Origin of the sequence: Paraliobacillus ryukyuensis, from assembly GCF_003315295.1 — a bacterium.
Lineage (GTDB): Bacteria > Bacillota > Bacilli > Bacillales > Amphibacillaceae > Paraliobacillus > Paraliobacillus ryukyuensis.
Map to the genome: position 1 here is coordinate 55,185 of NZ_QNRI01000001.1, position 19,078 is coordinate 74,262.

Below are 19,078 nucleotides of genomic sequence, written 5' to 3' on the forward strand. Positions count from 1 at the left end.
CTGTAGAAAAATAGCGAAGGAGAAATAGAGTTGGAACGAATTTCTTGGAATCAATATTTCATGTCGCAAAGCCATCTATTAGCGTTAAGAAGCACATGTGAACGATTAATGGTAGGTGCGACCATTGTTCGTGATAAACGAATTATTGCAGGCGGATATAATGGCAGTGTATCCGGCAGCACACATTGTATTGATGAAGGATGTTATGTAATTGAAGGACATTGTGTTCGTACGGTACACGCAGAAATTAATGCATTATTGCAATGTGCAAAATTTGGTGTACCCACAAGTGGAGCAGAGATATATGTTACACATTTTCCTTGCCTGCAATGTTCTAAATCGCTTATTCAAGCTGGTATACAAACGGTCTTTTACGCGACTGATTATAAAAATCACCCCTATGCTGTAGAATTACTCGAAAATGCAGGTGTACGGGTTGAGAAAGTAGAGTTAGAACAAACATCCATTGATTTATTACCTGCAAAAAACATCAAATAAATAGAAAGTTGGTCATATCAATGAATGGCTATTGGCGTCTAATAGGTTTATCAGCGATTATTGCCATTGTTTCCATCACATATGAAGCTTATTTTTTGTTCGGTTTACTAATGATTTGGTTGTACTTGCTGTATAGAAAAGACCGAATTACCATTCGTCAATTGACGATGATCCTCATGATTAGTGTATTTGTCTCCGGGTATTACTTTCCCTTAGAGACAAATACACCATTAAAAACTGAAGAAGAGCAACAACTAACTGGTACCATTGTTTCTGAAATTAACAAACAAAAAACATATTATTCATTTATCTTTCAACACAAAGCGAACCAACAGAAGGAACGTCTACAAGTTACCTACTTCATCGATGACCCCACAGCACTACCAACCTCTTGGAAAACCGGTGCTACTTGTCAACTAACCGGAACGCCCGAGCTACCTTCAAAGAGTAAAAACCCTGGAGAATTTGATTATCAAGTGTATTTATTACATAAAAATATTACAAAACAGATGAATATCACTGATACAAAGGCTTTACGATGCAGCGGATCTAATTTTTTACATTTATTTTATAGAATGCGAGCAACGGTAATGGAGAAAGTAACGGAACGAATTAGCCCTTTTACTTCTGCTTGGTTAAAAGCACTACTATTCGGTAATGATCATGCGTTAGATTCAGCCATAGTATCCCAATTTCAACGATGGAATCTTTCACATTTATTAGCTATATCGGGCCTTCATGTTGGTTTGATTGCAGGGTTTCTTTTTTTCATATTTGTCAAAACAGGGGTAGCAACAAAAGAAAAAAGCATAATTATCATTATGGGTGTATTAATTATTTATCCATTACTCAGTGGTGGGGCACCATCTGTTTGGCGTGCTTGTTTCATGACAACATTTGGTATGTTAATGATACAACAACAGAGAAAAATGCGTATACTGGATATATTAAGTATCATTTTTCTACTATGTATTCTTTTTAACAAACAATGGATATTTCAATTAGGGTTCCAATTCTCCTTCCTGGTTACATTATCATTAATTCTTTCAAAACAATGGTTGAATCGTTCAACTAAGTTACAAGTGCTTGTAAGGGTTAGTTTCATCAGCATGTTTAGTTTATTACCCCTGCAATTAATACACTTTTACTTTTTCAATCCGCTTGCGCTTATTGTAAATATACTTATTGTCCCGTATTTTACTCTTCTCGTCATACCATTATTGCTTATCATATTATCACTACTACTCCTCTTCCCTGTATTCGCAGTTACGTTAGATCAAGGATTTCTTAAGGTGCATTCTTTTGTCCTTACATTGCTCGATTGGATAGATGATCAGATGTTCTATCCAATCGTAACAGGGGATTTTTCAGTGTTTTATCTTTTGTTGTATTATCTTCTATTTTTTGCTTTATGTGTAGTGATAGAATACGGGAAGAAGAAACAAGCTGTTTTTTTAATCCTTGCTCTCCTAAGTTGGTTGTTTTGGTTGGAGGTTAAACCCTATACGAATCCATATGGAACTGTAACGATGTTAGATATCGGTCAAGGGGATACAATTGTTATTGAACTTCCGTATCGTAAAGGCGTATTTATGATAGATGTGGCAGGGGAAATGGCGCATAATTTTGAAACGCCATCTGATCAAATTTATAAACAAGTGATAAAACCATTTTTATATCGCAAAGGAATAAATAAAATTGATATGGTAATTTTATCACATGCTGATCATGATCATATTGGAAGCTTACCTTATCTTTTAGAAGGTTTTGATGTGAAGCATTTGGTAATTAGTGATTATTTTGATTTAACACGTCTACAAGAAACAGCTAGCAACAATACAAGCATAGCTACTGTAAAAAAGGGAGATATCATTGAATATAACAATCAAGCCTTTCAAGTGTTACACCCAGTTACTCGACTTCAAGAACGAAACGATAATTCTCTTGTTTTATTTGCAGAAATCGGAGAACTGACATGGTTATTTACTGGAGATATTAGTAAAGAAATCGAAAATGAATTAATGGTCACTTATCCTCAGCTAACCGCTGATGTTCTAAAACTAGCACATCATGGAAGTAGTGATTCATCAACAAGTGCTTTTCTTCAAGCTCTTCATCCTGATTTAGCTCTTATTTCTGTTGGTGAAAAGAATCGATATGGTCATCCAGCAAAAGATGTACTTGATCGTTTGAAGCAGTTAGATATTTTAACGCTCCGAACCGATCAACAAGGAGCGATAACCTATACGTACAAAGATAATGGCGAACAAGGAACATTTTCTACATTTTTACCATAATATATTGTATTGGAGCGAGAATAGGATAAAAAATGACGTCATGGTGCGCTTTTGAAAATAGATAAATAATTCCTATTGTCGATATCACTGCACATTCCCTATGTTAGCAAGACTTAACAGTCCTACTTATCGCTTTTTTGGTCAATCTATAAATGAAAACATCGTTAAATCAACATTTCCTAGGCTTGTTGGTTTTACGTTCATATAGATTGCGGAGGGAGTATAGTCATTACTTCCTCCATCTCTTTTTTTACAAATGATCCTTGTATTCTTACGCCATTCCGATTAGGATAGATAATGAAAACGTTAGATTGGGATGTGAGTTTATGGATTATTTTAAAGCCATGAAAGAAATCAAGCAACAAGCTTTAGCACCAATTTATTTATTGATTGGACCAGAAACATACTTAGCTGAAAATGTAGTAAATACAATCAGAAAAAAAGCTACTTCCGATACAGAAGAAGAAAATGTTATTCGATATGATTTGGAAGAAACAGCTATTCAAGAGGCGATAATGGACGTAGAAACATATCCGTTTTTTGGTGAAACAAAAATCGTCGTTGCTAGTAATCCTGTTTTTTTAACGGCCAAGCCTGACAAGTCTGGCGTCACTCATCAACTAGACAATTTGTTACAGTATGCTATGAATCCAGTTGATTATTCCGTACTTGTGCTGATCGCGCCATATGAAAAACTTGATGAAAGAAAAAAATTGACTAAGGCCTTGAAAAAGAACGCAACTGTAATCGAATGTGATCCTGTAAGAGACTGGGATATGGATAAATGGATGGATCATTTAGCGAAACAATTACATATTGGAATTGAGAAAGCAGCATATGATGTGATTCTTCAAGAAGTAGGAAGCAATCTAATGTTAATGGAAAAGGAACTAGAAAAATTAGCGATTTATGTTGGTGAAGGTGGTACAGTTACAGTGGACACAGCAGAAATGCTGTTAGCACATCAAAGCGCGAATACGTCAGGATTAAAATTAGTTGATGCTGTTATTGCTAAAAACTTAGCAAAAGCATTGCGCATATACCAAGATTTAGCACGAATGAATGAAGATGAAATAGCCTTAGTTGCCTTATTAGCTTCACAATTTAGAACGATTAATCATGTCAAAACATTAAAAAAAACTGGTTATTCGCAAAAGCAAATGGCACAACAATTAAAAGTCCACCCCTATGTTATTAAGATGGCGATGACAAGAGAAAATTATTTTTCTAGAGAGCAGCTAGAGGGTATATTAAATCAATGCGCCATAACAGATGCACAAGTGAAGCAAGGGCGAATGGACAAGCGACTAGCATTTGAATTATTGTTGTATCAGATTATCCGACCAACGGCATCATAAAGCAGCTAAAAAAGCTTGTAGACTATTTCTACAAGCTTTTTTTTGTTGGTCATATAAAAATAAATTAAGCGCTAAGTTGATTTACTTTTTTAGTAAGGCGTGATTTTTGACGATCACCATTATTTTTATGGACGATGCCTTTTTGTACCGCTTTATCAATTCGTTTAATTGCTTGTTGTAAAGCTTTTTTCGCATCATCCACATTGTGGTCCGCTACTAATTTTTCAACACGTTTAATGTGTGAACGCATATCAGTCTTGATAGGTGCGTTATGTGCACGCTGATCGTTGTTCACACGAACACGTTTAATTGCAGATTTAATATTAGCCATTATTTCACCTCCACATTCAACTCAATTCACAAAACAATTATGGAACAAGAGTCATTGTACCAAAGGAACCGCTAGTTTTCAATATAAATATGTTTGATACCTTGTTAAAAGGTATCTTTTCTAACGCATTTGGTAAGGATATAACTAAAAAGAAGGTGATGATGATGGAAAATAATGAAAAAAACTTAGGCTCTATTCGCACGGACTTAGCGATAGAGGCAAAAGATATGTTTGTCGAAGAGCAAGAGTCCAAAGAAAAACAGTTAACTGGTATTAACATAGAAGAAACTCAAAAAGGTAACGTAATTGTTTCTTATGTAACAATTGACCAGGTAGGGGCAGAGAAGATCGGTAAAAAACCAGGAGAATATATTACCATTCACACGGAAAGTGTCAAATCACAAGATAGCAGTCAACAAAATGAAGCAGCTAATATTTTTTCAGAAGAATTGCGAGATTTAATCGCAAGAGAACAACTAAGTCAAGGTGCTCGTTGTTTAATTGTTGGTCTTGGTAATTGGAGTGTGACACCAGATGCACTAGGTCCGATGACTGTAAACAAAGCACTTATTACTAGTCATTTATTTAAACTTCACCCTGAAACAGTCGCTGAAGGATATCGTCCTGTTTCCGCGATCACACCTGGGGTAATGGGGACAACTGGAATAGAAACAAGTGATGTTATTCAAGGAATTATTGATAAAGAAACGCCAGATTTTGTGATTGCAATTGACGCGTTAGCATCTAGAGCAATTGACCGGGTCAATGCTACAATCCAAATTTCAAATACAGGAATTCATCCAGGTTCAGGTGTAGGTAATAAAAGAAAAGAGTTAAGTAAAGATACTTTAGGGATACCTGTGATTGCTATCGGTGTTCCGACAGTCGTAGATGCTGTAACGATTACAAGCGATACCATCGACTATGTGTTTAAACATTTCGGAAAAGAATGGAATGAAAAAGACCGACCGGCTAAGAGCTTAAATCCAGCAAGTATGACTTTTGGAAAGCGTACTTTAACAGATGAGGATATGCCAGACATGGAGAAAAGAGAAGCAGTGTTTGGGATGATTGGTCAATTAAATGAAGAAGAAAAGAGAATGTTAATTTCGGAAGTGCTTACCCCTTTAGGACACAATCTAATGGTAACCCCAAAAGAAGTCGATGGATATATGAAAGATATGGCACACGTCCTAGCATCCGGTATCAATGCCGCCCTTCACGAAACAGTTAGTATAGAGAATACTGGCTATTATACAAGATAGTTTTTATAGATGAGGTGAATCATTTGGAATAAAAGAATGTTCTACTCACCCAAGTTCTATCATATGATCTATTAAAGCTGATAGAAAAGTGGGAGAGGAACACATGAACAATCTTCGACAAATAGGTAAGAAAATCATTGTTAGCCTACTACATTCATTGCAACGCGGAACGATTTGGATCATTATATTAAGTTTATTATTTATTAGTATCGGTTTTATCACTACTGTAAAACCAGCTTATCGTATATCGTCCTCAGTTATTACCCATTGGACAAGTCAAGTTGATAGTTCTGTGTTTATTCACTTGTTAGGGATGGAGAATAAACAATATACGAAAATGAACTATTCAGATGACATACAAGACTTAAGCATGACGGATTTATTAATTGAGTTAACCACAAATATTCGTCCGAATGATGTTCGAAGTTTACTTGGTCGAGAAATACCAAGCTTTTATGCCTATGATCAAAAAATTATTGTCGCAGGTGAAGGGACCGATTATACTGCATTACCAATTGAATCTTCTCCTCCATTAGATGTAGTTTTGGAAGAACGTGATGCAACGGTGGATGAAGAGGAAACAGATAAAGAGCCCGAGGAAGAGGGTGAAAAACAAAAAGAGCCTGAATCGGAACATACTACTGGTGAGAATAAAGTGGTTTTTATATACAATACACACAACCGAGAGTCTTTTTTGCCACATTTAGATGGTGTTAAGGATCCAAATTTAGCTTTCCATAAAGAAGTAAATATCACAAAAGTGAGTGATCATCTAGCAGAAAGTTTAGAGAAAAAAGGAATTGGCACCCAAGTTGATCATACGGATTTCACCACAGTTCTGAATCAGAAAGGTTGGGAATATTGGCAGTCTTATGATGCATCTAAACCAATTGTAGAAGAAGCGTTGGCAGGGAATTCTAAAATTAATTATGTCTTTGACTTACACCGAGATAGTAGACGTAGAGAAGACACTACCTCAACTATTGATGGGAAAGATTATGCTAGTCTGTTTTTTGTGATTGGTTCTGATTACAGCAATAACGAAAAAAATGTTGCTTTAGCTACCAAACTACATGACCAGATAGAAGAAAAATATCCTGGTTTAAGTCGAGGGGTATCCCAACAAGGTGGTGCTGGAAGGAATGGTGTATACAACCAAAATTTATCAGACAATGCTATTTTGATAGAGGTGGGTGGGGTTGATAACACGTTAACCGAACTTTATCGCTCGGCAGATGTACTTGCTGAAGTGTTTAGTAAGTATTATTGGGATGCAGAAGCCGTTCAGGAGGATAGTTAAAATTGAAAGGAGCTTATTGATTATGAAAAGTATCATTTATTTATTATTAATTGTTGTTGTTTTTTTAAGTGGTCTGCTAATTGGTGGGAACAATAATCAAAGTGTGGTGCAAGAGCCAATTAAACAAACAATGGTAAATACAGTACAACCAGCTAATCCGGCTTCTTTAGTGCAAGAAAACACAGAAAATAAGGCTGTTGCTCAACCACGTAACAATAAGAACCAATCTATACCGGTGACAGAAAAGGCAGCAAAAGTTGTCGAGAATACGTCGGTATGGTTTTACGACCGACTATTACAAGCAACGTATCAGTTCTCTGAATTATTTATATAAAACGTTTGGGGAATGAAGTAAATATGGAAAGAAATCGTAACCAAGTCGATAGTAGGAAATCACACGATTATATTCTAGTGTAATCATTGTATCAAAAGGAATAGCTCGAAAATAATTGAATCATCGCCGTTTCACTGCTATAATCTTACTTAGTATGTGCTCGAAAAATAGGAGTGAATGAAGTGTCAAACAAACGAGACCAAAAACGAGTTCGTAATTTTTCGATTATTGCCCACATAGATCACGGCAAATCGACGCTTGCGGATCGAATTTTAGAGAGAACAAAAGCATTAACTCAAAGAGAAATGAAAGAACAGTTTTTAGATGCAATGGATTTAGAACGTGAACGCGGAATAACAATTAAATTAAATGCAGTCCAATTAAAATACCAACATAAAGATAATGAAGAATATTTGTTTCACTTAATTGACACCCCAGGACACGTGGATTTTACATATGAGGTATCTCGTAGTTTAGCAGCATGTGAAGGTGCTATCTTAGTTGTCGATGCAGCACAAGGGATCGAAGCCCAAACATTAGCTAATGTGTATCTTGCCTTAGATAACGATTTAGAAATAATACCTGTAATTAATAAAATTGATTTACCTGGTGCGGATCCGGAACGTGTCAAACAAGAAATCACCGATGTTATTGGAATTGATGGTGATGAGGCGATCCTTGCAAGTGCAAAAGATGGTATTGGTATTGAGGAGATATTAGATCGAATTGTCGAGGTAATTCCACCTCCACAAGGTGAACCAGAGGAACCATTAAAAGGGTTAATTTTTGATTCCTTATACGATTCTTACCGCGGTGTCGTGGCATACGTTTGTATTAAAGAGGGTTCTGTTAAAGTAGGCGATCAAATTAAGATGATGGCTACTGGAAAAACCTTTGAAGTGAATGAAGTGGGTGTTTTCACTCCAAAACCACATCCTTTAAAAGAACTTACTGTTGGAGAAGTGGGTTACTTAACAGCTTCAATTAAAAATGTAGGGGATTCTAGAGTGGGAGATACCATTACGTTAGCCAATAATCCAGCATCTGAACCATTACCTGGTTATCGTAGATTAAACCCAATGGTGTTCTGTGGCTTGTACCCGGTAGATTCTAACAATTATAATGACTTGAGAGAAGCTTTGGAACGACTTGAATTGAATGATTCATCCCTTCAGTATGAGGCGGAAACATCTCAAGCATTAGGATTTGGATTCCGTTGTGGATTTTTAGGGATGCTACATATGGAAATTATCCAAGAGCGAATTGAACGCGAATTCAAGATCGACTTGATTACAACAGCACCAAGCGTAATTTATCAAGTAACAAAAACAGATGGCACAGACGTCTCTATTGACAATCCATCCTTTATGCCGGACAATCAGTCGATTCAAGAAGTTAGTGAACCATTTGTGAAAGCAATGATTATGGTGCCAAACGATTATGTAGGATCGGTTATGGAATTGTGTCAAAAGAAACGTGGTAATTTTCTAGATATGCAATATTTAGATGATAGCCGTGTCAATATTATTTATGAAATTCCTTTATCAGAGATCGTATTTGAGTTCTTTGATACTTTGAAATCACAAACAAAAGGGTATGCATCATTTGACTATGAAATGATTGGGTATCGCTCATCTAATTTAGTGAAAATGGATATTTGGTTAAATGGAGATACCATTGACGCATTATCGTTTATTGTACACCGTGATTTTGCTTATGATAGAGGGAAACAAATTGTTGAAAAATTAAAAGATCTAATTCCGAGACAACAGTTTGAAGTACCTGTTCAGGCTGCAATAGGAAACAAAATTGTTGCGCGTTCTACTATTAAAGCGATGCGTAAAAACGTACTCTCCAAATGTTACGGTGGGGATATATCACGTAAGCGGAAGCTATTAGAGAAGCAAAAAGAAGGGAAAAAACGGATGAAAATGGTTGGATCTGTTGAAGTACCTCAAGAAGCCTTTATGGCGGTATTGCGGATGGACGATGAATAAACAACAAAACCCTTGCTAATTAGATGGCAAGGGTTCTATTATTAATCAAATCAAAATAGTGTACGAAATGGAATCTCTTATTTACAATATATCAAAGAGGTAAATAAATTGAAAGGAAAGGTGAGCTAGATGACATCTGCTGTATATATTCACATCCCTTTCTGTGAAAAAATATGCCATTACTGTGATTTTACAAAGTTCTTTTATGATGAAAAAATGGCTGACGATTATTTAATAGCTTTAGAAAAAGAAATCGCCACCTATATTATAGAGCCACAGCAACCGATGCGAACCATATTTGTTGGTGGGGGAACCCCAACTTCATTAAACATGCGACAATTAAAAAAGTTACTATCTATCATTGATTTTTACTTTGATATTAGCCAAGTAGAAGAATTCACATTTGAAGCTAATCCTGGTGATATTAGTGAAGATAAAATTAAACTACTGAATAGTTTTGGTGTGAATCGTATTTCAATGGGGGCACAAGTCTTTGACGATGATTTACTAGAACATCTAGGCCGGCTCCATCGCATTAAAGACGTTTATCGAAATGTGAATGATCTGAAAAAAAATGGTATTTCTAACATTAGCATTGACCTTATGTATGGTTTGCCAAATCAGACACTAGCAGGGTTTGAGCAAACAATCAACGAAGCTTTATCGTTTGATTTACCACACTATTCTTCATATTCATTACAGATAGAGCCCAAAACGATCTTTTATCAACGTTACAATAAAGGTAAATTACATAAGCCGCCTGAGGAAGTAGAAGCGGCAATGTATGAATTATTAATTGAAAAGATGGAACAAAAAGGTAAACTGCAGTACGAAATAAGTAATTTTGCAAAACTAGGATTCGAAAGTAAGCATAATTTAACCTATTGGGACAATGACTATTATTATGGATTTGGTGCTGGTGCCCATGGGTATCTTCCAAATCAACGCATTATTAATCTTAGACCTTTTCCGGCATATGTAAAACAAGCATCAGAAACCGGGAGACCCGTATTGCATACTGAACCAATCGGGCGAAAAGAACAAATTGAAGAAGAACTTTTCCTTGGTTTACGTAAACGGTCTGGTGTTAAATTTAATACATTTGAAGAAAAATTTAATGTGTCACTAACGTCCATCTATCAACAAGAGTTAGCGCAATTAAGACAGAAAAAATGGATTGAACAAGATCAGTATGGTATTCGATTAACAAAACAAGGACAATTATTTGGTAATGAAGTTTTTGCGGCATTTTTACTAGAACAAGAACCGTCATTAACATAAGTATAAAAGCGCTAATGGAGATATATGCATTAGCGCTTTTATGCTTTTATAAAGAAACGGTGCACTTGCATTGACAATTTGAATGGCTTTTGATAATTTAATAATAGATTTAGCACTCAAACAACAAGAGTGCTAACAGAGGTGATCATCGATGTTGACAGAAAGACAATTATTTTTATTACAAGTGATTATTGATGAATTCATCCAAACAGCACAACCAATTGGGTCGCGTGCTATTTCCAAAAAGGATGAGGTAACGTTCAGTCCTGCGACAATTCGAAATGAGATGGCAGACTTAGAGGATTTGGGTTATATCGAAAAGACTCATTCCTCATCTGGAAGAGTGCCTTCTGAAAAGGGATATCGATTTTATGTAGATCATTTGCTATCTCCTTCTCATCTTTCGCAAGCTGAGTTGCATCTTATTTCAAATACGTTTGAAAATAACATGGTTGAATTTGAGCAAGTTGTGCAGAAATCTGCTAAGGTACTTTCTGATTTAACCAATTATACATCCATTATATTAGGACCTAAGGTTTACGAGACTACATTGAAGCAAATCGAAATCATTCAGCTATCCTCATATATGGCCGTAGCTATTCTTGTAACCAATACAGGACATGTGGAACACCGTTCATTTTCTATACCAGAAGAAATTAAACCAAGTGATTTAGAGAAATTAGTTAATATTCTAAATCAGCAATTGAGAAACGTACCAATTATTCAGCTGCATGAACGGTTGCAAAAGGAAATAACGATGTTAATGCAAAAATATGTGAATGATTTTGATGGAGCTTACCAGTATCTAAAAGCAGCGCTGTTTGACGAACAACCTGTTCAACTTTATGTTGGTGGAATTACTAATATATTGTTGCAACCAGAGTTTAAAGATGTTAATAAAATACATTCGTTATATTCTGTAATGGAGCAAGAAAATGCAATAGCTAATATGTTAAGGTCCTATAGCAATGGCATTCACGTTTCGATTGGTCAAGAAAATGTAATGGATGAAATGCAGGACTGTAGTTTAATTACTGCTACTTATTCTCTTGGTGAAGAACAGTTAGGCACTATTGCATTATTAGGTCCGACTAGAATGGAATATTCACGCGTGATCTCACTATTGCATGTATTATCAAAACGAATGTCACATACGTTTGATTCATGGTTTTAAATGCGTATTCTAGGGAACACTTACAACGTATTTAATAAAATTTTGGAGAAGTGTTTTCTGAAAAACAACATCTTTATTTTAAATTGCTTTATTTCAACTAATTTTCATGTTATATTCTAAAATGTTTGATTTATCTTATTTATGAAATTGGAGGAGGTGACCGTCATGGAAGAGAATAAAGAAAAAAACGAACAGGACACGGTAGAAGAAGTAGAAAATACAGAACAAGAAATTATTGATGATCCTGCAAGTCAAGCTGAAACAACCACAACTGAAAAAGACGGTGCGTTGGAAAAACTTGAGCAAGAAAAAGATGAAATTTATCAAAAATACCTGCGACTCCAAGCAGAATATGATAATTTTCGAAAAAGAACACAAAAAGAAAAAGAAGCTGATCGTAAATATAGGTCACAGTCGCTTATCACTGAATTGCTGCCAATTGTTGATAATTTTGAACGTGCACTTCAGACAAAAGTTGAAGATGATAGTGCCAAACAGTTTGTTGAAGGAATAAATATGGTATATCGTCAATTAACGGACGTATTACAAAAAGAAGGCGTAGAAGAAATAGAAACAACAGGTGTAGCATTCGATCCGCATTTGCATCAAGCAGTAATGCAAGTGGAAGATGACAATTACGACTCCAATATTGTAGTAGAAGAACTACAAAAAGGATATAAATTAAAAGATAAAGTTATTCGACCAGCAATGGTTAAAGTGAATCAGTAATTACATATTGTAAGAAGGAGGAATTTAGTCATGGGAAAAATAATTGGTATTGATTTAGGTACAACAAATTCTTGTGTGGCAGTAATGGAAGGTGGGGAAGCAAAAGTAATTCCTAACCCAGAAGGAAGCCGTACAACGCCATCTGTTGTTTCTTTCAAAAATGGCGAACGACAAGTAGGAGAGGTTGCTAAACGACAAGCAATCACAAATCAAAATACAATTCAGTCTATTAAAAGACATATGGGTACAGATTATAAAGTTGAAATTGAAGGTAAACAATATACACCTCAAGAAATTTCAGCAATTATCTTGCAACATATCAAGTCTTATGCAGAAGATTATTTAGGTGAAACAGTAGATAAAGCTGTTGTTACTGTACCTGCTTATTTCAATGATGCTGAGCGTCAAGCAACAAAAGATGCTGGTAAAATCGCAGGTCTTGAAGTAGAACGTATCATTAACGAACCAACTGCAGCAGCATTAGCATACGGTATTGATAAAGGAGATCAAGATCAAACAGTATTAGTTTATGACCTTGGTGGCGGTACATTTGACGTATCTATCCTTGATATCGGTGACGGTACATTTGAAGTAGTAGCAACAGCTGGAGACAATCGTCTTGGTGGAGATGACTTTGACCAAGTACTTATTGATCATATGGTTGCTGAATTCAAAAAAGAAAATGGCATTGATTTATCTCAAGATAAAATGGCGCTTCAACGTTTGAAAGATGCAGCTGAAAAAGCGAAAAAAGATCTTTCTGGTGTTGCTCAAACACAAGTTTCCTTGCCATTTATCACAGCAGGTGAAGCCGGTCCATTACACTTAGAAATGAATGTAACACGTGCTAAATTTGATGAACTATCTTCTAACCTAGTTGAACGCACGATGGGACCTACTCGTCAGGCGTTAAAAGATGCTGGTATGAAAGCAAGTGAAATTAGCAAAGTTCTACTTGTAGGTGGTTCAACGCGTATCCCTGCGGTACAAGAAGCAATCAAAAAAGAAATCGGTCAAGACCCATCTAAAGGAGTAAACCCTGATGAAGTCGTAGCACTTGGTGCAGCAATTCAAGGTGGCGTACTTCAAGGTGATGTGAAAGACGTTGTACTTCTAGACGTTACACCATTATCATTAGGTATTGAAACAATGGGCGGGGTAACGACAAAACTAATTGAACGTAACACAACAATTCCAACAAGTCATTCTCAAGTATTCTCAACTGCTGCAGACAACCAAACAGCTGTTGATATCCACGTACTTCAAGGGGAACGTGAAATGGCTCAAGACAATAAAACACTTGGACGTTTTCAATTAACAGATATTCCACCTGCACAACGTGGTGTGCCTCAAATTGAAGTATCATTTGATATTGATGCGAATGGTATTGTTAATGTTCGTGCAAAAGATCTAGGAACAAACAAAGAGCAATCTATTACCATTAAATCTTCATCTGGCCTTTCTGATGATGAAGTAGAACAAATGGTAAAAGATGCGGAAGAAAATGCAGAAGCAGACAAACAACGTCGTGAAGAAGTAGAACTTCGTAATGAAGCGGATCAACTTGTCTTCCAAACAGATAAAACAATCAAAGATCTTGGCGAACAAGTATCAGATGATGAGAAACAAAAAGCAGAAACTGCAAAAGAGGAATTGAAACAAGCACTTGAGGGTGAAGATTTAGAAGCAATCAGAACGAAAAAAGATGCTTTACAAGAACAAGTGCAAGCACTTTCTGTTAAATTGTATGAACAAGCACAACAACAAGCGCAATCAGAGCAAGGGGAAGCTGGCTCTGAGGATGAAGCTGTAGATGCTGATTATCAAGAAGTTAATGATGATGAAGATAAAGACAAACAATAAGTTTTATTCGTAAGATTAAACTAGTTGAAAAAGTCAAAGTCAGGTTTCACTTGGCTTTGGCTTTTCCTTTGTATATCACGAAGCAGAATATATGGAAAATAGCTTTTAAGACACAACAAGAATACAGTATTTGCTCATTACAGTAATTCAATGTTATGATAAAATCTATGTTAACAAGAGTCGGGAGAGTGATGTCGCAGTGAGTAAAAGAGACTATTATGAGGTACTAGGTGTCTCTAAAGATGCATCAAAAGATGAAGTAAAGAAAGCATATCGAAAACTAGCTAGAAAGTATCATCCAGATGTGAACAAAGAAGATGGTGCTGCAGATAAATTTAAAGAGGCAAAGGAAGCTTATGAAGTATTAAGTGATGACCAAAAACGTGCGCAGTATGATCAATTTGGACATAACGGCCCACAAAGTCAAGGCTTTGGTGGATTCGGTGGCGCCCAAGATTTTGGCGGATTTGAAGATATATTTGATATGTTCTTTGGTGGGGGTCGTCGTCGAGATCCGAATGCACCAAGAAAAGGTGCTGATCTTCAATACAGAATGATTTTAAATTTTGAAGAAGCGATCTTTGGAAAAGAAACGGATATTCAAATACCTAAAGAGGGGTCAAGTGGAACAAGAAAAATTCATGTAAATATTCCTGCGGGTATAGACCACGGGCAACAAATTAGAGTTGCTGGTCAGGGTGAAGCTGGTGCGAACGGTGGACCTGCTGGTGATTTATATGTTGTTGTTCAAGTTAGAACACATGAATTCTATCAACGTGAAGGAGATCATATTTTCTGTGAAATGCCAGTTACGTTTACACAAGCTTCTTTAGGTGATGAAATTGAAGTTCCTACGGTTCATGGAAAAGTAAAACTTAAAATCCCTGCTGGTACACAAAATGGTAAAACATTCCGCTTAAAAGGTAAAGGTGCTCCAAATGTTCGTGGTTATGGCCACGGTGATCAACTAGTGAAAATCCATGTAGTAACACCAACTAATCTCAATAGTAGACAAAAAGAGCTACTGCGGGAGTTTAACGAAATCAGCAAGAATGAACCATTAGATGAACATGAGAACTCTTTTTTTCAACGTGTAAAACGCGCGTTTAAAGGGGAGTAATTCATAATAATTGGTTTGGCATTAGCCTTGTATTAAATAAAACCAAAGAAATGAGTTGATTTTCTTGAAATGGTCTGAATTATGTATCCACACCACTAATGAAGCAATTGAACCGATTTCAAATATCTTGCATGAAGCAGGTGCAAGTGGTGTTGTAATTGAGGACTCAGAGGAGTTAGACAAAGACCGTTCCACTGATTTAGGCGAAATGTATGAGTTGAATCCTGAAGATTTTCCGGAAGAAGGCGTTTTGTTAAAAGCTTATTTACCAGTCAATAGTTTTTTAGGAGAGACAGTTGATCAAATTAAGCAAGCAATTAATAATTTATTGCTATATGATATTGATCTGGGATTAAATCATATTACCGTGAGCGAAGTAAATGAAGAAGAATGGGCCACTGCTTGGAAAAAATACTATAAACCTGTTAAAATTTCTGAAAAAATAACTATTACACCTACTTGGGAAGACTATACCCCAGTTTCAAGTGATGAACTTATCATTGAATTAGATCCAGGTATGGCTTTTGGTACCGGAACACATCCTACGACGGTGTTAAGTATCCAAGCATTAGAACAGTATATCCAAAAAGGGCAAACAGCGATTGATGTCGGTACAGGGTCTGGTGTACTTAGTATCGCTGCTGCCTTGCTTGGGGCTGAGCGAGTTTATGCGTATGATTTAGATGACACAGCAGTAAAAGTTAGCAAAATTAATACGAAGGTCAACAAAGTCGATGATCAGATTCAAGTGAAACAGAATAATTTGTTGAATAATGTCGACCACGAGCCGGATATTATTGTAGCAAATATTTTAGCAGAAATTATTATGCGTTTTGAAAAAGATGCGTATCGTTTACTTAAACCTGGTGGTATCTTTATCACGTCGGGAATTATTCAGGCGAAAAAAGGACAAGTAAAACAAGCACTCGTTGACGCTGGTTTTACCATTGTTGAAGTCAATCAAATGGAAGATTGGATTTGTATCATCGCTAAAAAGTAAGGAAATAGAAGAAAGCAGGTAAAGTAATGCAACATTATTTTGTTCCACTAGATCGATGGACTCAAGAAGAAGTAACGATAACAGGGGATGATGTTCATCACATTGTAAGAGTGATGCGCATGAACATTGATGACGAATTTTATTGTAACCGTCCGGATGGAAAGGTTGCTTTTTGTAAAATTACAGCCATCCAAGATGATACAGTGATCGCTCAAATTCTACATTGGAGTGAAACAAATGTAGAGATGCCAGCTAATATTACCATTGCACAGGCTTTTCCCAAAGGTGATAAGCTCGATTTGATTATGCAAAAAGGTACGGAATTAGGAGCTGCATCTTTCTTACTTTTTGAGGGTGAACGGTCAATCGTAAAATGGGATCAAAAAAAGGTAGATAAAAAACTTCAGCGTTATAATAAAATTGTTAAAGAAGCAGCAGAACAGTCTCACCGCTCGTTATTACCAACAATCACAGTATTATCCAACTTTGCTGAGCTTTCTCAAGTCACATTTGATCATAAATTTGTTGCATATGAAGAAACAACTCGATCGATGACAAGCAAGAGATTACAGGAAGTATTTAAACAGATTCAACCTGGAGAACGTGTATTAATTTGTATTGGTCCTGAAGGTGGCTTCTCCGAAAAAGAGATAGATTTATTAAAACAACATGAATTTCAATGTATACGATTAGGTCCTAGAATTCTTAGAACAGAAACTGCTGGATTATATGCGTTGGCAAGTTTGTCCTATCATCTTGAAGAAACGGAGTGATTGGTATGTCTACAGTGGCATTTCACACATTAGGTTGTAAGGTGAATCATTATGAAACAGAGGGAATATGGCAAATTTTCGAAAAAGAAGGTTATGAGCGTGTAGACTTTGACCACCAAGCCGATGTCTATGTGATTAACACATGTACCGTAACGAATACAGGTGATAAAAAAAGTCGACAAGTTATTCGTCGTGCAATCCGTAAGAACCCCGAGGCGGTTGTTTGTGTTACAGGTTGTTATGCCCAAACCTCTCCAGGAGAAATTTTGGAAATTCCAGGAGTCGACATTGTGGTGGGCACTCAAGAGCGACAAAAAATGATTGGCTATATCGAAGAACACCAAGAATGCAGATTACCAATTAATGGCGTCTCTAATATTATGAAAAACCGTGTTTTTGAAGAAATGGATGTACCTACTTTTACTGATCGAACAAGAGCTTCATTGAAAATACAAGAAGGCTGTAACAATTTTTGTACATTCTGTATTATTCCTTGGTCTCGGGGATTACTTCGGTCAAGACAGCCTAAACAAGTATTACAACAAGCGCAACAGCTTGTGAACGCAGGTTATAAAGAAATTGTTCTTACCGGTATTCATACTGCTGGCTATGGCGAAGATATGAAAAATTACAATTTTGCCTCTCTTTTACGAGACTTGGAAACAAAAGTAGAAGGATTAAAACGAATACGTATTTCTTCGATAGAAGCAAGTCAAATTACCGATGAAGTAATTCAAGTATTAGATGAATCCGAAAAGATCGTACGCCATTTACATATACCTCTACAATCTGGCTCTGATTCAGTTTTAGAAAGAATGCGTCGTAAGTATTCAACTAGTTATTATAAACAAAAAGTAGATCGCATCAAACAAGCACTACCTGGATTAGCAATCACTTCTGATGTAATTGTAGGTTTTCCAGGAGAAACAGATAAAGAATTTCAAGAAACATACCGTTTTATTCAAGAAATTGGTTATTCCGAATTGCACGTATTTCCATTTTCCAAACGTACAGGAACACCCGCTTCAAGAATGGATAATCAAATAGACGACGATTTAAAAAATGAGCGTGTCCATCAATTAATTGAACTCTCTAATCAACTGGCAAGAGAATATGCATCCAATTATGAAGGAGAAGTTCTCGAAGTTATACCAGAAGAAGTTGATGAAGTATCAACTGAAGAAAATCTATTAATTGGTTATACAGATAATTATTTAAAGGTCACCTTTACTGGGACCCCGGATATGATTGGTGAAATTGTACGGGTTAAAATTAAACAAGCAGGTTACCCACTAAATGAAGGGGAATTTGTTCGAGTGTTAGAAAATCCGGCTAGAAATCAAAAAATGGCTGCTCGTGCTTAAAATTTAAGTAGTGTATGTTATATACCCGCTAAAAACCTTAGACAAATCTTCTATGATAAACGATACAGCATATGGTTACCTCGACAAACTAGTTTCTAACGCTAGCTAACAGAGATATACCTCGATACTGTATCATTTTGGTTGTACGTCAAATCACGTTGGTGAGTCAGAATAGTCAACTGAATTATTTTTTGTTCGCGTCCTAAAGTAGCTAAACAGCTTTAGGGCGTGTTTTGTTTATCGCTCTGGAAATGAGCTGGACAAGATAAAAGCGAGCAATAATAACTCCCGCGTCCGGAAATAGCGCTTTGATGATAGTGACGTAGCCAGCGTTCATATCAATAGGGAAACTCACTTTTTTTCTATCTTTTAAAGATATGGATAGGATAACGAC

16 protein-coding genes and 1 pseudogene are annotated in these 19,078 nt (G+C 36.2%); 15 read left to right on the top strand and 2 right to left on the bottom strand.

Annotation, left to right across the window (positions count from 1 at the left end; genetic code table 11):
- Positions 1-30: 30 nt before the first annotated feature.
- The 3 genes and pseudogenes from DES48_RS00295 to holA form a co-directional block, all read left to right on the top strand.
- Positions 31-474, top strand: a pseudogene (locus DES48_RS00295) (ComE operon protein 2); the annotation flags it as partial.
- Between the two features lie 44 nt (positions 475-518).
- Positions 519-2,795, top strand: a complete 2,277-nt coding sequence (locus DES48_RS00300; protein WP_113865932.1) for a DNA internalization-related competence protein ComEC/Rec2 — start codon at positions 519-521, stop codon at positions 2,793-2,795.
- Positions 2,796-3,121: 326 nt separating this feature from the next.
- Positions 3,122-4,153 (top strand): DNA polymerase III subunit delta, encoded by a 1,032-nt coding sequence (gene holA / locus DES48_RS00305; protein ID WP_113865934.1) that lies wholly within the window; start codon positions 3,122-3,124, stop codon positions 4,151-4,153.
- A 64-nt stretch (positions 4,154-4,217) separates the two neighbouring features.
- On the opposite strand, the gene rpsT is transcribed toward holA, so the two are convergent.
- Positions 4,218-4,484 (bottom strand): 30S ribosomal protein S20, encoded by a 267-nt coding sequence (gene rpsT / locus DES48_RS00310; protein ID WP_079708444.1) that lies wholly within the window; start codon positions 4,482-4,484, stop codon positions 4,218-4,220.
- 161 nt (positions 4,485-4,645) lie between these two features.
- Here rpsT and gpr point away from each other — a divergent pair, with 161 nt between their 5' ends.
- The 12 genes from gpr to mtaB all read left to right on the top strand — a co-directional run bounded on the left by gpr (position 4,646) and on the right by mtaB (position 18,684).
- Positions 4,646-5,749, top strand: coding sequence for a GPR endopeptidase (gpr, locus tag DES48_RS00315; RefSeq protein ID WP_113865936.1), 1,104 nt, complete (start codon positions 4,646-4,648; stop codon positions 5,747-5,749).
- Between the two features lie 103 nt (positions 5,750-5,852).
- Entirely contained in the window at positions 5,853-7,049 is a 1,197-nt protein-coding gene (spoIIP, locus tag DES48_RS00320) for a stage II sporulation protein P (RefSeq protein ID WP_113865938.1), read from the top strand.
- A 22-nt stretch (positions 7,050-7,071) separates the two neighbouring features.
- Positions 7,072-7,383 (top strand): LapA family protein, encoded by a 312-nt coding sequence (locus DES48_RS00325; protein ID WP_113865940.1) that lies wholly within the window; start codon positions 7,072-7,074, stop codon positions 7,381-7,383.
- Between the two features lie 182 nt (positions 7,384-7,565).
- Positions 7,566-9,380, top strand: a complete 1,815-nt coding sequence (lepA, locus tag DES48_RS00330; protein WP_113865942.1) for a translation elongation factor 4 — start codon at positions 7,566-7,568, stop codon at positions 9,378-9,380.
- A 129-nt stretch (positions 9,381-9,509) separates the two neighbouring features.
- Positions 9,510-10,661 (top strand): radical SAM family heme chaperone HemW, encoded by a 1,152-nt coding sequence (gene hemW / locus DES48_RS00335; protein WP_113865944.1) that lies wholly within the window; start codon positions 9,510-9,512, stop codon positions 10,659-10,661.
- Positions 10,662-10,812: 151 nt separating this feature from the next.
- On the top strand, positions 10,813-11,835 hold the full coding sequence (gene hrcA / locus DES48_RS00340) for a heat-inducible transcriptional repressor HrcA (protein WP_079708450.1): 1,023 nt from the start codon (positions 10,813-10,815) through the stop codon (positions 11,833-11,835).
- A 165-nt stretch (positions 11,836-12,000) separates the two neighbouring features.
- Complete coding sequence (gene grpE, locus DES48_RS00345) at positions 12,001-12,564, top strand: nucleotide exchange factor GrpE (RefSeq protein ID WP_113865946.1); 564 nt, start codon at positions 12,001-12,003, stop codon at positions 12,562-12,564.
- Between the two features lie 30 nt (positions 12,565-12,594).
- Positions 12,595-14,427 (top strand): molecular chaperone DnaK, encoded by a 1,833-nt coding sequence (gene dnaK / locus DES48_RS00350; RefSeq protein ID WP_113865948.1) that lies wholly within the window; start codon positions 12,595-12,597, stop codon positions 14,425-14,427.
- Between the two features lie 199 nt (positions 14,428-14,626).
- Positions 14,627-15,547, top strand: a complete 921-nt coding sequence (locus tag DES48_RS00355; RefSeq protein ID WP_113865950.1) for a DnaJ C-terminal domain-containing protein — start codon at positions 14,627-14,629, stop codon at positions 15,545-15,547.
- A 64-nt stretch (positions 15,548-15,611) separates the two neighbouring features.
- Complete coding sequence (gene prmA, locus DES48_RS00360) at positions 15,612-16,547, top strand: 50S ribosomal protein L11 methyltransferase (RefSeq protein ID WP_113865952.1); 936 nt, start codon at positions 15,612-15,614, stop codon at positions 16,545-16,547.
- A 26-nt stretch (positions 16,548-16,573) separates the two neighbouring features.
- Entirely contained in the window at positions 16,574-17,320 is a 747-nt protein-coding gene (locus DES48_RS00365; protein ID WP_113865954.1) for a 16S rRNA (uracil(1498)-N(3))-methyltransferase, read from the top strand.
- 5 nt (positions 17,321-17,325) lie between these two features.
- Complete coding sequence (mtaB, locus tag DES48_RS00370) at positions 17,326-18,684, top strand: tRNA (N(6)-L-threonylcarbamoyladenosine(37)-C(2))-methylthiotransferase MtaB (protein ID WP_113865956.1); 1,359 nt, start codon at positions 17,326-17,328, stop codon at positions 18,682-18,684.
- 211 nt (positions 18,685-18,895) lie between these two features.
- Here mtaB and DES48_RS16530 read toward each other — a convergent pair whose 3' ends face one another.
- Entirely contained in the window at positions 18,896-19,072 is a 177-nt protein-coding gene (locus tag DES48_RS16530) for a transposase (protein WP_425451848.1), read from the bottom strand.
- Positions 19,073-19,078 lie beyond the last annotated feature (6 nt).

What these genes read in the sequence shown, in the direction of transcription:
- mtaB (WP_113865956.1), top strand. Translation starts at nt 17,326, where the DNA reads ATGTCTACAGTGGCATTTCACACATTAGGTTGTAAGGTGAATCATTAT.
- hemW (WP_113865944.1), top strand. Translation starts at nt 9,510, where the DNA reads ATGACATCTGCTGTATATATTCACATCCCTTTCTGTGAAAAAATATGC.
- rpsT (WP_079708444.1), bottom strand. Translation starts at nt 4,484, where the DNA reads ATGGCTAATATTAAATCTGCAATTAAACGTGTTCGTGTGAACAACGAT.
- spoIIP (WP_113865938.1), top strand. Translation starts at nt 5,853, where the DNA reads ATGAACAATCTTCGACAAATAGGTAAGAAAATCATTGTTAGCCTACTA.
- hrcA (WP_079708450.1), top strand. Translation starts at nt 10,813, where the DNA reads ATGTTGACAGAAAGACAATTATTTTTATTACAAGTGATTATTGATGAA.
- gpr (WP_113865936.1), top strand. Translation starts at nt 4,646, where the DNA reads ATGATGGAAAATAATGAAAAAAACTTAGGCTCTATTCGCACGGACTTA.
- DES48_RS00300 (WP_113865932.1), top strand. Translation starts at nt 519, where the DNA reads ATGAATGGCTATTGGCGTCTAATAGGTTTATCAGCGATTATTGCCATT.
- grpE (WP_113865946.1), top strand. Translation starts at nt 12,001, where the DNA reads ATGGAAGAGAATAAAGAAAAAAACGAACAGGACACGGTAGAAGAAGTA.
- DES48_RS00365 (WP_113865954.1), top strand. Translation starts at nt 16,574, where the DNA reads ATGCAACATTATTTTGTTCCACTAGATCGATGGACTCAAGAAGAAGTA.
- DES48_RS00325 (WP_113865940.1), top strand. Translation starts at nt 7,072, where the DNA reads ATGAAAAGTATCATTTATTTATTATTAATTGTTGTTGTTTTTTTAAGT.
- holA (WP_113865934.1), top strand. Translation starts at nt 3,122, where the DNA reads ATGGATTATTTTAAAGCCATGAAAGAAATCAAGCAACAAGCTTTAGCA.
- dnaK (WP_113865948.1), top strand. Translation starts at nt 12,595, where the DNA reads ATGGGAAAAATAATTGGTATTGATTTAGGTACAACAAATTCTTGTGTG.